The organism is Ureibacillus sp. GCM10028918, assembly GCF_042666115.1.
Classification (GTDB): Bacteria; Bacillota; Bacilli; order Bacillales_A; family Planococcaceae; genus Ureibacillus.
This window is the reverse complement of the sequence record NZ_JBHTFK010000007.1, coordinates 255,079-270,244: the sequence shown is the minus strand read 5'-3', so window position 1 is coordinate 270,244 and position 15,166 is coordinate 255,079. Positions and strand designations below refer to the sequence as shown.

16 protein-coding genes are annotated in these 15,166 nt (G+C 38.5%); 3 read left to right on the top strand and 13 right to left on the bottom strand.

Annotation, left to right across the window (positions count from 1 at the left end):
• Nucleotides 1-57: 57 nt before the first annotated feature.
• Entirely contained in the window at nucleotides 58-402 is a 345-nt protein-coding gene (locus ACFQU5_RS10515; protein WP_390287510.1) for a DUF6176 family protein, read from the bottom strand.
• A 252-nt stretch (nucleotides 403-654) separates the two neighbouring features.
• On the opposite strand from ACFQU5_RS10515, the gene ACFQU5_RS10510 reads away from it, so the two are divergent.
• Entirely contained in the window at nucleotides 655-1,929 is a 1,275-nt protein-coding gene (locus ACFQU5_RS10510; protein WP_390287508.1) for a vWA domain-containing protein, read from the top strand.
• Between the two features lie 864 nt (nucleotides 1,930-2,793).
• Here ACFQU5_RS10510 and ACFQU5_RS10505 read toward each other — a convergent pair.
• The 11 genes from ACFQU5_RS10505 to ACFQU5_RS10455 all read right to left on the bottom strand — a co-directional run bounded on the left by ACFQU5_RS10505 (nucleotide 2,794) and on the right by ACFQU5_RS10455 (nucleotide 12,084).
• The gene (locus ACFQU5_RS10505) at nucleotides 2,794-3,222 is read right to left on the bottom strand and encodes a general stress protein (RefSeq protein WP_390287506.1); all 429 of its coding nucleotides are present in this window, start codon (nucleotides 3,220-3,222) and stop codon (nucleotides 2,794-2,796) included.
• 184 nt (nucleotides 3,223-3,406) lie between these two features.
• Complete coding sequence (locus tag ACFQU5_RS10500; protein ID WP_390287504.1) at nucleotides 3,407-3,823, bottom strand: general stress protein; 417 nt, start codon at nucleotides 3,821-3,823, stop codon at nucleotides 3,407-3,409.
• Between the two features lie 338 nt (nucleotides 3,824-4,161).
• Nucleotides 4,162-4,593, bottom strand: a complete 432-nt coding sequence (locus ACFQU5_RS10495; RefSeq protein ID WP_390287502.1) for a hypothetical protein — start codon at nucleotides 4,591-4,593, stop codon at nucleotides 4,162-4,164.
• Between the two features lie 123 nt (nucleotides 4,594-4,716).
• Nucleotides 4,717-5,493, bottom strand: coding sequence for an IclR family transcriptional regulator (locus ACFQU5_RS10490; protein WP_390287500.1), 777 nt, complete (start codon nucleotides 5,491-5,493; stop codon nucleotides 4,717-4,719).
• 63 nt (nucleotides 5,494-5,556) lie between these two features.
• The gene (locus ACFQU5_RS10485; RefSeq protein ID WP_390287498.1) at nucleotides 5,557-6,696 is read right to left on the bottom strand and encodes a CaiB/BaiF CoA transferase family protein; all 1,140 of its coding nucleotides are present in this window, start codon (nucleotides 6,694-6,696) and stop codon (nucleotides 5,557-5,559) included.
• A 100-nt stretch (nucleotides 6,697-6,796) separates the two neighbouring features.
• Entirely contained in the window at nucleotides 6,797-7,603 is an 807-nt protein-coding gene (locus tag ACFQU5_RS10480; RefSeq protein WP_390287496.1) for an enoyl-CoA hydratase/isomerase family protein, read from the bottom strand.
• A 13-nt stretch (nucleotides 7,604-7,616) separates the two neighbouring features.
• On the bottom strand, nucleotides 7,617-8,669 hold the full coding sequence (locus ACFQU5_RS10475) for an acyl-CoA dehydrogenase family protein (protein WP_390287494.1): 1,053 nt from the start codon (nucleotides 8,667-8,669) through the stop codon (nucleotides 7,617-7,619).
• Nucleotides 8,666-9,808 (bottom strand): acyl-CoA dehydrogenase family protein, encoded by a 1,143-nt coding sequence (locus tag ACFQU5_RS10470; protein WP_390287492.1) that lies wholly within the window; start codon nucleotides 9,806-9,808, stop codon nucleotides 8,666-8,668. Before ACFQU5_RS10470 ends, ACFQU5_RS10475 begins: the two co-directional genes overlap by 4 nt.
• 485 nt (nucleotides 9,809-10,293) lie before the next feature.
• Nucleotides 10,294-10,698: a YbaN family protein gene (locus tag ACFQU5_RS10465; protein ID WP_390287490.1), complete on the bottom strand. Its 405-nt coding sequence runs from the start codon at nucleotides 10,696-10,698 to the stop codon at nucleotides 10,294-10,296.
• 270 nt (nucleotides 10,699-10,968) lie between these two features.
• Nucleotides 10,969-11,289: a zinc ribbon domain-containing protein gene (locus ACFQU5_RS10460; RefSeq protein WP_390287488.1), complete on the bottom strand. Its 321-nt coding sequence runs from the start codon at nucleotides 11,287-11,289 to the stop codon at nucleotides 10,969-10,971.
• Nucleotides 11,290-11,847: 558 nt separating this feature from the next.
• Nucleotides 11,848-12,084 (bottom strand): NAD(P)-binding domain-containing protein, encoded by a 237-nt coding sequence (locus ACFQU5_RS10455; RefSeq protein ID WP_390287486.1) that lies wholly within the window; start codon nucleotides 12,082-12,084, stop codon nucleotides 11,848-11,850.
• Between the two features lie 264 nt (nucleotides 12,085-12,348).
• On the opposite strand from ACFQU5_RS10455, the gene ACFQU5_RS10450 reads away from it, so the two are divergent.
• Together ACFQU5_RS10450 and ACFQU5_RS10445 are read left to right on the top strand one after the other, a co-directional pair.
• Nucleotides 12,349-12,684 carry an ArsR/SmtB family transcription factor gene (locus ACFQU5_RS10450; RefSeq protein WP_390287484.1) on the top strand — a complete coding sequence of 112 codons (336 nt, stop codon included), beginning with the start codon at nucleotides 12,349-12,351 and terminating at the stop codon, nucleotides 12,682-12,684.
• Between the two features lie 17 nt (nucleotides 12,685-12,701).
• Nucleotides 12,702-13,652 (top strand): cation diffusion facilitator family transporter, encoded by a 951-nt coding sequence (locus tag ACFQU5_RS10445; RefSeq protein WP_390287482.1) that lies wholly within the window; start codon nucleotides 12,702-12,704, stop codon nucleotides 13,650-13,652.
• Between the two features lie 297 nt (nucleotides 13,653-13,949).
• Here ACFQU5_RS10445 and ACFQU5_RS10440 read toward each other — a convergent pair whose 3' ends face one another.
• Nucleotides 13,950-14,933, bottom strand: a complete 984-nt coding sequence (locus ACFQU5_RS10440) for a DUF3231 family protein (RefSeq protein WP_390287480.1) — start codon at nucleotides 14,931-14,933, stop codon at nucleotides 13,950-13,952.
• Nucleotides 14,934-15,166: the final 233 nt, after the last annotated feature.

Sequence of the window (15,166 nt, the reverse complement as noted above, 5' to 3'; positions counted from 1 at the left end):
GACATAATCCACTAGCAGAGCCACCGCCATCTTAATAAAACTACACGTTATGTATTCCTATCTCATTGCATCTTTGACATTTTTCGGTATCATTACCACTTCAGTTTGTAAGTCAACCGGGCGATAGGTTTCATCAATACATTCATCCCAATACTCTAGGTGCCTTTTATCGATCCAATATTCAGATTCTTCTACGGCAACGCCAACTGTACCTTGAACGGAATACCAATATAAATATTCTTCTCCATTTAACACTTCCCGAAAGATGGTCTCGACGAACATTTTCTCACCTTCTAGAGTGACCAATACATCTTCCATGTGCTCATTTAAGAATGCTAACCACTCATTAACTTTCTCCGTTTTTCCTTGCTTTACGCGAAATCGTGTACATTCAATATTCATGTTGATCCTTCCTTTCAGATTAGTACTTTTTAAACCATGCTCCCTCCACCTAACTAAAACATAACGGGTTATATTAATGTAAACATTCAGACTAAAAGTAGCTAACACTAATAGGATGCATGGTATTGGTTTAATAAAATAAGTACCTCAATTATATAATAATACGAATCTATTTAGGTAAAATCTTCCTGTTTGATAATTATCTAATGGTTCAGTAGACTAGTATTATCATAATTGACTTGGAGGGTTTTGATGACAAATAATACAGTTACCCTAGTACAAGGGGCCAATACACCCATTGCTAAGGATTCTGCTCTTGAGATCGTCATTGAGTGGAGCTACTCCCCTGCCGACATAGATGTAAGCTGCTTTTTGGTCCAAGCTGATGGAAAGGTTCCATCCGATGATTATATGATTTTTTATAACCAACCAACTGATCCTACTAGCATGATAAAACTCCAAGATACAGCACCAACAGCTAAAACATTTTCATTATCATTACCTTCACTCCAACCATCTAATATTCAAAAGTGTGTCTTCGCGGTAACGCTAGATGGGTCAGGGACTTTAAAAGATGTGCAAAACTTAAAAATTACAGTTAAATCGTTGAATGGCGAAATCTTATTTAATATCCAGCAACTAAGTGAAGAAACTTCTCTTGTTCTAGCTGAAATCTATCGTTACAAGGATTGGTTTAAGTTTAGAGGAATTGGCCAAGGGTTTAACGGAGGACTCAAACCCTTAGCTGAAGCACATGGGGTTGTCGTAGAGGATGAAGCTGAGGATTCTGTAGAGGTGCCTTCTGTAGTAATCGAAACTCCTCCTCCCTCTTCCTCAAAAGTAAATTTGACGAAAATCGATCTATTAAAGAAAAAAGTAGCCGTCTCCCTTGAAAAACACAAATTAACTACAGAGAAGGCTCGAGTTGCCGCAGTGATTGATGCTTCAGGGTCTATGTCGATGCTGTATAGTAAAGGAACGGTCCAGCGTGCTTTTGAAAAAGTACTCGCAATCGCTGCGTGCATGGATGATGATGGTGTATTAGATGTTTGGTTTTTCGGAGATAAATTCATGCGGGCACCAAGTGTAAGAGAAAGTGACTACGAGGATTATGTGAAACGGATCTATCCAAAACCGCGTATCTTTGGAGGAGTTGGCGCTGGCAATAATGAACCGCGTGTCATGGCAGATGTCATTCAAAAATTCACTGTGGAAGAGCCGACTAAGGACCTTCCTACGTATATCATCTTCTTCAGTGATGGCGGGGTTTATGCAGAGAAGAAAATTTCCGAGCTATTGGTCGAAAGCTCGAAGGAGAATATTTTTTGGCAGTTTGTCGGAATCGGCAATGCGAATTATGGCGTCCTAGAAAGGCTCGACACCTTATCAGGGCGTGTAGTAGACAATGCGAACTTCTTTGCTCTCGACGACTTAGATAAAATTAGTGATGATGAGCTATACAATCGTTTATTTAATGAATTCCCGCAATGGCTAAGAGCAGCGAGACGTTTAGGAATTACAAATTAAGCAAAGCGCAAGCGCCCTGCTTAGCCCTGTGTCGACGAACATATTCAAACATAAAAGCCTCCAAAACTGGAGGCCTCTGAGTGTAGACAAAGTCGATGATCGACTTTGTCTACACTCATTTTTATAGAAATACTTGAAAATTAAAGATACCTCAGACTGACTTGAAAACGCTTGCCAGACAAGGCGGGAAGCCAAGTGAAGACCCGAATAGAACAAAAGGTTCATGAGGGGACGAACGAGGCAACCAACGCAGTATGCGAGCGTTTGTCAACAGTCTGAAAGCCTCCAAAACTGGAGGCCTTTTCTTAATCTTTGCTACCGCATATAAACCATTGATATATCTGGTTCAACAACTACCACATTTGGAGTTTGCATACGCGGAGGCAACTTGGTCTCTCTATATATAGATGAATAATATGCATCCGCAATAGTAACAAAATAGACTAAAAATAATAGCTTTTTCAGTCAATGATTCAAAGTAAATCTTTTCTCCCCTTCTTGCACATAAACTCGGTGAAAATTCACCATTTTGTGATTCTTATTTATATACGAATGGTAACTGGATAAGTTTCATTTATTCCTCAAATAAAGGCACACGCCATTCATTTTCTAACTTGACTACTTCTATGTCAGCAATAACATGTAATGTCATTTCTTCTGGATTGTCTTCTTCCATGTCACCCCTCCTTGCCATTTCACTGAGTAAAACGAGATGAACCTATAATAAATCTCAAAGTAATTAAAATGTATATATTTTACATTTCAGTACAACAAAATCCCATCATTTCCAATCAACAAAAAAGCAGCATCAACCCACCTTGGATTCATGCCACTCGTTTAGAGCTGTATATTTCTTTAGTAAATTTAGAAGTAGTTACGACGATCTAAATACGTGTGGTCTATATGAAGATCTCGTTCTACGGGGGTTCTGTCTATATATTCATCCATCTCATCGTTCAAATAGATGAGGACGCCACCGTTTTCTACAACTTGTTTATAATGCTCGAGCTGTGACTCAGGTACGTCTGTTCCCTTTAGACCTTCTATAACGGCATTTTCACCAGTAAATAACGACTTAAATTTATCGACAGCGTTCCCTGTGTGGTGCATATCAACATCAGCATCCCATTTCAGGTCCGCAAACGCATCTAGATTTTTTCCTACCAGATGAATTTGACCCATTGGAGTTCCACTAGTTTTCAATCGATCAATAATTTCCATTGCCTCATTTCTTGTGTGTGCCACCTCAATATGAAGATCGCCTGGATTATTAAAGTTTGATGATGAATACAAGTCTGAATTCCTCCTTTTAATAGTCTATTATACTACTACCCAGTACGTAATTTATTAAAACATTAGATTGAAAAAGAGGCATTAATCCCATCTAGGATTAACGCCTCTTTTGTTAATAAAAGCTTCAGCCTTCATTAACTGTATGAATATCAGTCGAGCCATGTCCTGCTCTTGTTGTCTCAATTTAAATTAATGGATTGCGATCAATTGAATACGAATCTAGCCCTGTATTTAAATCGCGTTCTACCACCGTCGTGTCTATATACTCATCTGTATAGATGAGGACTCCGCCATTTTCCACTACTTGTTTATAGTGGAGCAACTGGCTTTCTGGTAAATCTGCGTCTCTCAAACCTTCCATCACGGCATCTTCACCTGAAAAGAACGCTTTAAATTTATCCGCAAAATTACCGGCATTGTGTACATCTACATCAGCATCCCATTTTAAATTCGTAAATTCGACTAAATCTTTCCCTACAATATTAATCTGACCTTTTGGAATTCCATCATTCTTCAATCTGTCAATAATCGCCCAAGCCTCTTGTGTAGTGTGTGCTACCTCAATGTTGTAACTACTTCCGTTCATATTGTTTGAATACATTCTTGAATTCCTCCTTTTAATAGGTTATTAGTTTTTTACCCTGGAGGGGAAGTTGCAAACATTATTTTAAATTTTCCACTTGACAAATTAGCTTTCCGCTGATTCAAACTGAGATATGAGAAAGAGAAGGGACTGGGCTGCTAATGGAATGAAGGAGATAAATTGTGAGAATCTAATGCGAAGGGGTTTTCATAACCCTAATGAAGACCATCTTTTGCAAAAATCGAATGCCAGGTGGTTTTTCTAACTCCTACTCAAAAATATCAAAAGAAGCATTCATCTATATTGATAGGATGAATGCTTTTCACTTAAACTATTAACTTTAAATTTCATCTATCTTAGTATCGTGTACCATCATCATACGTCGACGTATCGTCAATAATATTAGGGTCTCTTTCCATCTGATTTGCAATTTTTGTCGTGTCCAAATATTCGTCCGTATAGATCAGCACCCCACCACCATCTATTATTTTCTTATAGAGATGGAGATTGTCTGCTGGTAGCTTTGCATGCTTTAAACCTTCTATTTCCGAATCTTCTCCTGTCAAGAAAGATTTGATTTTGTCTCCGGTATTCCCAATTCGGTGGAGATTGATTTCGGCATCCCATTTCAAATTGGCAAATTCAATTAAATCTTTACCAACTACATGAATATCGCCCGTTTGCATACCATCTGCTTTTAATCTTTCGATAATTGCGAGTGCCTCTTGTTTATCGTTAGCTACTACTATATTAGATCTTCCTAGGTGTTCATTACCTGATGGGTACATATCGACTCCTCCTATTCTAAATTAGTATAATTTGTACCCCTCCAGATATTAAATAAACCTAAATGTGAATCTGGGAAAGAAATTGTTCAAATAAAAAAACTGCTTGGGAAGACAAGCAGTTTTTCATCTCTTCGAGAGTTGTTTTTCAATTTCTCCTTTTGCCTCCAGAATATACTCCGCGTACATTTCTGTTTGCTCATCCAGATAACGGACATCCGGAATAATGATTGCGATGGAGGCAATTGGTCTTCCTAATGAAAGGATTGGTGTGCTTATCGAACAAGCGCCGATGATTCGTTCACTCTTTGTTGCCACATACCCCTGATGACGAATCGTTTCTAATTCAGCTAAAAGCTTATCTCGATCGACGACTGTTGATTTTGTAATGGGCACCCGTTTTACCCGATCTAAATAATCATTTATTTCTCCTTGAGGAAGATAAGCAAGCAACGCCTTCGCAGATGCCCCGGCATATAAAGGAGACGTGTCTCCGACTTGATTTCTGGCCGTTAGTGAATGTACACTTTCGTAATTCAGGATACATCTTCGCTGGTCGCCGTCAAATATGCTCATCGACACACTTTCTCCGATTTTTTCGCTCAAAGATTTTAAAACCGGCTCGGCTACGGCTAATATCGTCGACTCTTGCTCCACCAATTTTCCTAGATAAAATAAGGATAAACCTAATTGATACTGTTTGGATTTTTCATCTTTGATCAGAAATCCTTCATATACCAGGGTTGCTACAAATCGTTGCAAACTAGAGATACCGATGCCTGTTATTTTATGAAGATCGGTTAGCGTTAATTTAGGTTCTTCCCTTGTAAACGCCCTTAATATTAAAATCGTTTTTTGAACCGTATTCATGAGATAATTTTTTTCAAATGTCGTTTGATCCATGAAGCATCCCCCTTACAACCATAATAGCAAACCCTACTATTTTTCGTTAAGTACAATTAAAGATTAAATCTTTAAAGGATTTAAATAGTCGGCTGTGTGTTCACCTAATAAGGGTGGTGCCTGCTCATACGAAATATTCAACCCGGAATGCTGTAATGGATTTTTGACAAACTTTACTTTACCGTAACTCGGATGTTCGATTTCACCAATTAAATCTCTCGCCTTCACCTGTGGCTGTTCCAGAGCTTCCTCGATGGTATTTACCCGACCACCTGGAATTTTATATTGTTGCAAAAGAGCCAGCCATTCATCCCGAGTTTTCGTTACGGTAATTTCCTGAAGAAGTTCTGTTAGTACCTGTTCGTTTTGCTTTCTTGCTGTATTTTTTTTAAAACGCTCATCTGTAGCCCATTGTTCTCTGTTTATCATTTTGCAAAACTTTTCAAATTGAGCATCCGTACCGACACAGAACATTAATGGCCCATCTGCACAAGGAAACACTTGATAAGGAGCGACATTATTATGTTTATTGCCTAAACGTTTTGAGGCGAAATTGGCATTTAAATAAGCGCTTGATACATTTGCCAGTGAGCCTAGCTGTACATCAAGAAGAGCAAGGTCGATGAATTGCCCTTCATTCGTCTGATCACGTTGGCGTAACGCAGCTAGAATTCCTATGACCACATAATTGGAAGTTAGAATATCTGCAATAGGTACCCCCACTTTAGTTGCTTCACCGTCTGCATCTCCCGTAACATCCATTAACCCACTCATTGCTTGAATCACAGGGTCAAACCCCGGTTCATGTGCAAGTGGTCCGGTTTGCCCAAAGCCAGTGACAGCACAATAAATAATTCGTGGGTTTACTTTTTTTAGGACCTCATAACCTAATCCCATTTTTGCCATATCACCCGTTTTAAAATTTTCCAGCACCACATCTGCATCCTCAAGCAAGGAAAGGAATTTCTTTTTATCCTCATCCTTTTTCAAATCCAGTAAAATGGATTTTTTGTTTCGGTTGGCACATAGATAATAGGTACTTTGCTCATTCACAAATGGACCCCAATCACGCATACTATCTGACCCATTCGGATGCTCGATCCGAATAACCTCGGCTCCTAAATCAGCCATCATCATCGAGCCAGCTGGTGCCGCATATACTCTTGATAAATCCAATACTCGAATCCCATCTAATGGCCGCATCGTACACCCTCCTTAGTCTTTTACTTATGTCGTTGCCTTTTCGATATCCTCTTTTCCTCTTATGATAGCGCTAAGCAAAGACTCCTCCCCCTAGCAACTGTTAGTTAAATTTCGCTTTCCTCTTTTCCAACACCGCCGATACACCTTCTTTATAATCTTGTAATTCTGTAACAATCCCCATTTTGGAAGAAATATAGTCTAGCGAAGAACGCAGACTCATTGTCTGGCTTTGATAAACTGCCCGCTTTATAATTCTCATAGCCTCTTGTGGACCATTACTTAACTTCTCAATATAAGCTTCAACAAAAGCATCCAGCTCTTCATCCGGTACAACAAAGGTAACCAGCCCCTTTTCTTTCGCTTCCTCCGCTGTTAGAACTCTGGCTGTCCACAACATATCCAGTGCCTGATCAATCCCTGCTAGTTTCGGTAAAAAGTATGCGCCTCCATCTCCAGGTACAATGCCTACATTAATATAGCTCTCGGAGACTTTAGCTGAAGCTGCCGCAATTCGAATATCGCACATTAGGGCCATATCTAATCCTGCGCCCATCGCAAAGCCCTGCATTTGACATACGACAGGTTTATCAATTTCCTCCAATAGCAGCGGAATCCGCTGAACTTTCTTCCATAGGGAATTTTTTCTGGCAAGTGCTGTTGACGTGATATCTTCCTGACTTTCAAAGAAGCCTTTTCCAGCTACCATCGCCTTGACATCGCCACCTGCACAAAATGATTTGCCGTTGCCTTTTACAAGAAGGACCCTGATGGAATCATCATCTCGCACTTCTTCTAATGCCTGAATCCAAAGTAGAATCATTTCCTCGCTGAAGGCATTAAAGCTTTCCGGTCGATTTAATGTAATCGTTGCTTTCCCATTGTTCACTTCGAATAATAAATCCGCCATTGATTCATCCCCCTTAAATATGTTCAACTTGTTTTTTCTTAGTTATTGCTTCCCAAAGCGTGTTTGAAGAATGGAGCATTTTTTGAGCTAGTTCCTTTTTCCAGTACTTCGCGTGGAAGTCTTCATCTCTCCATGCCCACAATCTACGTGTATAGTGGTGTAGTCGGTGCTCATGGGTTACACCAATGGCTGCATGGACTTGGTGTGAGCTCGTTGCCACTATGCGACTGGCATCATCCAGTTTTAATCTTGCAAAGGCAACCTCATCAGTCACTTCTCCTTCTTGAAGCAATGCAATGATATTGTCTAATGCAGCTATGGAAAGAGCTTGCTCCCCTGCTAAAATAGCAAGATGCTGTTGTACTAATTGGAAACGGTGAATTGGACGACCAAATTGTTCGCGCTCTTTACTGAATTGAACCGCCAGCTCAAAAGCACGGTCTATTGCTCCAACCATCTTACTAACTGTGGCTGCCGTCTGTAATTTTGTAAGGAACTCATGCTGTTCGTCTGGGAGGGGGTGACTTGCCAGAATTTTTACATCTGTAAATTGGAGGGTATCTCTTGGCTCTGCTGCTAGGTTCGTTTGTTTTTCAATCGTTGCATCCTTCAAATCCATTAAAATTAAGTATTGTTTCCCTTGTTCCGTTGCCAGTGTCACAAGTTTTTCTGCGTATCTCGCCCATGGAACTTGCTGAAGTTTACCGAAAACCTTTCCTTCTGCCAGTTCCAACGGCTTTGTGGCAAGATGCACTGTTGATAACTCTGTTAAAGGATGTAGGTTGGCGAAGTCTATAACAAGGTTGGCTAATGTATGTTCGACAAATGGAATCGGCACAGCGTATTTTCCGACTAATCGATAAAGATGGAGCAAATCCTCATAATCTCCACCGGCACCGCCATGCTCTTCTTTTACCGCGACTTTCTCAATCTCATTTTCTAGTATTAATTGCCAAACATCTTCCGACCATGCACCTGATTCCAGCAAATCAACCGTTTCTTTTTCAACCTTTTCCTTGAAAATTCTTTCTACGACATCGACAATCATGTCTTTCATTTCACTCATCCTGCAAGCACTCCCTTCGCGATAATGCCGTATAATACTTCCGATGTTCCTCCGCGGATCGTAAAACCAGGTGCATGAAGTGTAGATTCCGCCAAGTAGCGGTCCAAAGCACGTTCTGCTTTTAGCTGCGGAAACACATCCAGCAATAATCGAACGATTTCAGGAACTTTCTGTTCAAATTGGGTACCCACACTTTTAACCAAGGCTGCTGGTACACTTACTTCTCCACCTTCTTCTAGCACTTTGGCAACACCAATTGATAGATTTCGTAAACTCCATAGCTCTGCTACCAGCTTTGAGACTTCCGCCAAACCTTCGATATCCTGTTGGCGTTTTAATTCTTCCATCGCTTCATTTAATAACGGGAAGGTGCTTAGAATACGCTCCGGACCACTGCGTTCAAAGGCCAATTCAGCTAACCCTTGAGTCCACCCATTTCCTAATGTGCCAACGACCATTTCGTCTGGCACGAAAACATTATCAAAAAACACATCGTTAAAATGATGTTCCCCAGTCAAATAGCGAATCGGCGTAATGGTTACACCTTCTGACTCCAAATTGATAATTAATTGGCTCAAGCCTTGGTGTTTCTTTTCCGATACGGGTTCTGTCCGAACGAGTGTGACCATATAATGAGCATCTTGCGCGTTACTCGTCCACGTCTTTGCACCATTTACAATCCAGCCACCCTCAACTTTTTCAGCTTTCGTCCGAACTGAAGCAAGATCGGAACCACTATTAGGTTCACTTAGTCCAATGGCAAAGAAGCATTCCCCTTTTGCGATTTTGGGTAAGAAGAAATTCTTTTGAAATTCAGTCCCGAATCTCAGTAGCAACGGTCCTGTTTGTCGATCGGCAAACCAATGTGCTGCAACCGGTGCTCCAATGGCCAAAAATTCCTCGGTTAGAATATATCGGTCAATGGAACTTCGCTCAGCTCCTCCGTATTCCTTCGGCCAAGTCATACCAATCCAGCCTTGTTCAGCAATTATCTTAGAAAATCCAGGGTCACTGCCACTTAACCAGGAATCACATTTTGTGAGGAACGTACCCTTTTGAACCTCTCCCTGCAGGAAAGTTCGTACCTTTTCCCTGAATAATTCTTGCTCCTTTGTAAATTGAACAGTAGGTAAATTCAATCTAGCCACCCCTTTACGCATTTGCGGTAATCATTACCTTATATAAATAGTGTATATTTTCAGAATATTGTATGTCAATGGTTTTAGAGCAAATATTTTACAATATCAAGAAGAATGCGGTATAGAAGAGAGAATATGAGTTGAAGGGGTGTCCCTCGGCAGTTCTTTTGGAGGATATTGTTATTGGTTGTTAATAGTATTTATTTGTCAGCGAGGCGAATGAGCCAATTCAAATTCTTTTAAGGAAGAGTCTGAAGTAAATGGAGGGGATTTTGAAGGTCTAAGAAAAATAGATGGTGTCTTTTCGTGCGTGTGGACTGAAGGTCGGTTTAATCTAGAGATAACATACAGGAAGATAAAGTTTATTTTAAAATATACTCCCTCTTAATTTAATAAAAAAAGAATTCATTTTGATAAAAATGGATTCTTCCCTAGTAAACTATTTATTAATGAAAGTCTGTCCCAATGTTCACAAGCACAACGTTCTATACAGTCTTGGTTAGAGCTTTTGGTTGTATGGTCTTGATCTTTTTGATGAAATAATAATGCTTGTAGAGTGCCAATAATATTAATAGAACTTTAACTAAAAGAAAATCCACATAAAAAACGGAAAAAAGAATAAAGAAGTCAGCAATTAAGTTTATTCTAATTTTCTCTTTTCTGGTCATTCCTTTTTTTAGAAGAAATGCTTCCACATATTTTTCATATATCACTGTACTTTTAAACCACGTTTCAATTCGTTTAGAACTTTTGGCAAAGCAAAAAGCAGCAAATAAATAAAACGGACCTCCAGGCAAGATAGGTAGCACCGTCCCAATTATTCCAATAGCAAGGGATAGTATACCTAGTATGAAAAATACAATACTCTTTAATTTTTTCATTGTTAACATCTGTAGATTACCTCTATATTAAAATAGTTCCTTTACAATTTTCAGTTCTCATTCAAATATAATTGAGCAATAGAGAAAAGAAAACATATTTTTAAAGTGTGGAACGAGTCTTCTAGTATCTTTTATATTATCTCCCTAGTTATATATTTCAACGACTCGATGAATATACCTGCTTTTCATTAGGAATTTGAATCCTTAATGGAAAAGAGACGCATTGCTTATGAAAGAAATCCACCCGTTTGGGGACAAAGAAAATAATTAGTAAAACTGCTAAGAGTTCTGATTGGGGTTGGGTTGTCCACAATAACTACAAAAGTTATCTTTGATAGAAATTACTTTCTTGCATTGATTACACCGCTTATAGTCATCACTACTTAAACGAATATAGTCGATGTTTTCTTCGCTATCCTCGCTTGATGTTGCAGCGGCTTGTGTGGATTTTTTATTTTGTTTCTCTTCTACAGCTACTCCGGTTGGAACACTTGCTTCACTTGTATCATCTTCAGCTGTTTTCTTTGTTTTATCAGTTTTAAAAGTCCAAATAATGATAACAACAAAAAAAACCAATATTAATATATCGAGTATATCCATTATAAATTCGTCATCCTTATCGGCATTTTTTTCTTAGGATGCTGTTTTTTGGCTGTATTTATTCCGATTAATGAAATTGCTGTTGCTCTTTTGTCTAATCTTTCAATTCACTTATCTTGGATAATTAGGTTATTTAGATAGTCGATTATATATTTAACATCAAACCCTACCCCTTGCAGGAGGGCTGAACCGCGGCGATGCTGCCAAGGTAACCCGATAAAATATAATCCTTTAACATTCGTAACTCCCCCATGATGAATGATTTTTCCATCTCCATTAAGCAACTTGTCAATTTTTATCCAAGGATCTATTGAATGGAAACCTGTTGCCCATATAATATTGCTGGACCTTTATAGTAGTTTGATCATCAAAGGTGACTTCTTTATGGATTGCTTTTGTTACCTTAGGTTTTAATGTGAACTCTTTTCTCTTAAGTGCATGTTTCAATTCATAACCAAAGATGGAATCGCCCTTTTTTCGAATTGCTTTTCCTAAAAAAGAATGTGTACTTACTTTAAGTTTTCCAAGTATATCGAACCACTAAAAGATGCTTTTCTTCTATATGACTAAAGGCAAATACGTTATCTTTTTACTGATGGCTAAATGTGTTTCTTTTTCCCTCGATAGTTCAACGGCAATTTGAGCGCCACTGTTCCCACCCCCTACTACCAGTACATTTCCTTCTTTTAACTGACTAGGATTTTTATATTGTGTGGAGTGAATCTGAAAAACATCTTCAGAAATGTTCCTTGAAAAGGATGGAATTCTGGGTGATTGAAATGCTCCTGTTGCCACTATTCATATAATTGGAAGCTCTTCAATTGCGGCAACTATTTCCTTATCATTGGTGGGCATACTCTTTGCGCATTTATTTTTGAACCCTTTTTTAGATGATGAATAACTCATCATCCAAGTGTGGCCATATGTATGGTCTGAGTAGTGAACGTCAAAATTGAAATAAAGCCGCTTATCTGATTGACAATTGTCAGAGAATTATAATAGTCTATATATGAACATATGCTCATGTATTAACATAATATAATATAGGGGGTAATATTAATGAGTGACGAACAAAAAATGGAAGTGACTTTTAATGATAAGACACAGCATTTGGATGAAGAAACGTTGTTTGTCGTTTCGCAAACGTTCAAGGCGCTCAGCGACCCGACTAGAATTCGAATCTTGAATTTATTATGTACAGGTGAGCATTCCGTGAATGATATTGCCGAGACGCTAAATTTAAGCCAATCAAGTGTCTCCCACCAATTACGTTTTTTGAAAAACTTAAGATTAGTCAAATATAGAAGAGCCGGAACAACTTTATTTTATTCGGAAGATGACGATCACATCATGAATTTATTGAAACAGGCTATTGAACATGCGACACATCATTAATTTAGGGGGATGTAAAGATGGGACACGATCACGGACATAACCATACCCATGGCGCCAATAAAAAAACGTTGAAGATAAGCTTTATGATTATTACAGCCTATATGATTATTGAAGCAATCGGCGGTTTCATGACCAACAGTCTTGCGTTATTATCGGATGCGGGACATATGTTAAGTGACGCCATATCGCTTGGGATTGCACTATTGGCTTTGACACTTGGGGAAAAAGCGGCTAACTATAGTAAAACCTATGGATATAAACGATTTGAGATATTGGCAGCTGTGCTAAACGGAGTAACACTCGTCTTAATTGCGATTTATATTTTTTATGAAGCTATTCAGCGTTTTCAAAATCCGCCTGAAGTTGCTTCGACTGGGATGTTAATCATTGCTTCGATTGGTTTAATAGTCAATATTATTGTTGCTTGGATTATGATGCGTGGCGGGGACTTAGAAGAGAATTTAAATATGCGAGGTGCATATTTACATGTAATTAGCGATATGCTTGGTTCAATCGGTGCCATTATTGCTTCACTTCTTATCATATTCTTTGGCTGGGGCTGGGCAGATCCCCTTGCGAGTGTCATTGTAGCCGCACTCGTATTACGCAGCGGCTACTTTGTTTCAAAATCCGGACTCCATATACTGATGGAAGGAACTCCACAAAATGTAAATGTAGATGAAGTGATTCAAACACTCAAAAATACAAAAGGCATACAAAGCGTTCACGACTTGCACGTTTGGTCGATTACTAGCGGTTTAAATGCACTCTCCTGTCATGCAGTTGTTAGTGATGGAATGTCTATTGCGGAAAGTGAACAGATGCTCCACAAAATAGAACATGATCTTGCACACCAAAATATTCACCATATGACGATTCAATTAGAAACGTCTGCCCACCAGCATGACAATACGATTTTATGTAAAGCGAAAGCTGATTCACCTGGACATCACCACCATCATCATTGATGGGAATTTGTAAACAAACTAACCCAGTTACCTTCACATAGCTGGGTTCGTTCATTATTTTACTAGACATTATAGAGTTTATTCGTCGTACATAAAAAAAGAGCGCAATTCTTTTTTTTGAATAGCACCCGATTATGGAATTTGGAATAACAAGTCAGTGATTACTGCCTTTTTGCTTGCTAAGAATTTGGACAACCTCTTAACGGAAAATGCTAAGTAGATTGCAGTGATTTTCTAACATCCCTTTTTTATTGCTTAAATACATTTTCTTCGATAGGTAAAACCCACGATAAAAATTTATACTTCCATTTTTGGTGGTTCTTCAAGCCATCCTTTAGACATCATGAGGTTAACCCCATTCAGTTGATATTGATATATATCTTTAGCAAATATCACATTTTTGGTCTGCAGATCTTTACGTAAACTAAAGCCTGCACTGAAGCCACCTCCCCCGAGGGAAAATGCACTTAAAAGGTAATTACAGTACATCATTAACTTTTCTGAAAACGGAGCTATTGTTGAATTTGTAACGGTTCCCCCGGGTGTTGCAGGTGGTTGGATATTATTCTCAAGAAGAATGTTAGAAGTCTCCCTTATAATTTCCTTGGAAAGCTCTTTCCCTTGTATAAAATACTTTTTTACATCTTCGTCCTTAGTCGTTTGAATGAAACCATTTAACAGTTGCATACCAGTAATATTCGTTTCAATTGTACGATATAAATAGCCAAACTCAACAGTATTTAATGTACGCTTGTTTCCAAAAATATTGGATCCTTTTGAATAATCATTATCCGATATATAATTGGTTGATGTTGGCATGGATACATAAGTCGGGCGTGTATAAAGATTTTTTTCAAGCAAGTACTGTGTGAAATGACCATAAAAGGTTTCTGTTACTTCAGTCATATCCCTGTAAAGTTTTATAATGTCTTGACGGTAAGACATCGTCAAGTGGAGTACGTACATCCCCATACTTATTTCCTTTAGTACTCGACAAAACATAATGTCAAAACCATTCTCCCATAACTTTGGTGCTTCTAAATTAACATCCTTTTCAGTAAAACCATCTGGAACTGCCGCCCCCTCATTTTCAAGGGTGATTTTCATTTCAATAATTAGTGGGTGAAGTTGGTTCCATAGCTCAGACATGAGATCCTTCGCTCTTTGATCATCCGATTTTTCAATAAAATATTCCACTATCCGCAAAATCATTGATTTTTTTTGATATGTCGTCCATAGTGCTCCAAGTTCAGAGGAACTCATTTTAGGTTTTTCAATCATAAGATTATACCCTCCTATATTCCGTGTGCTTTTCACTCAAAATAGTATCTGTATTTGCATGAAGGTTATACATTTAACCGCAAATACTAGTAATTCGGAGGGTTATTCAACTATACTGCATCGATAGAAATCAACTAGATAAAAGCTATTATCTCTTCTTTACACTATTCAAAGGAATCACCCTTTTTGTAATAATTAACCATAATACAGAAAGGAAATAAATAATGATTGTG